This window comes from Idiomarina sp. ST20R2A10 (assembly GCF_051842345.1).
In the GTDB taxonomy this organism is placed as follows: domain Bacteria; phylum Pseudomonadota; class Gammaproteobacteria; order Enterobacterales; family Alteromonadaceae; genus Idiomarina; species Idiomarina loihiensis.
In genome coordinates this window covers 1-253 of record NZ_JBNIEY010000061.1, presented here as the reverse complement: position 1 = coordinate 253, position 253 = coordinate 1, and the positions used below count along the sequence as shown (strand labels likewise).

General features: G+C 66.4%; 1 protein-coding gene. It reads right to left on the bottom strand.

Translation table 11 applies throughout. The features are described 5' to 3' along the window. Positions 1 to 253: 4Fe-4S binding protein (locus ACP7H9_RS14300; protein ID WP_439222948.1), on the bottom strand; the 253-nt coding region annotated here is incomplete at both ends.

The window sequence follows — 253 nt, the reverse complement described above, 5'->3', positions numbered from 1 at the left end:
GTGAGCCCGTCGACGAGCCACTCTCCGGGGGCGTCCTTGCCGCGGTTGATGCGGTCTCGGACGACAGTGTTGATCCAGGGGATGTCGATGCCGACCGGGCACGCGTTCACGCAACGCGTACACCCTGTACAGAGGTCGTTGAACTCCTCGGCCACGTCCAGCCCTTCGATGCCGGACTCCCAGCCGATCACGATGCCACCCGAGTACGTCTCGCCGCCGAAGCCGTGGCCGCCGACGCTCTGGAAGTTCGCAC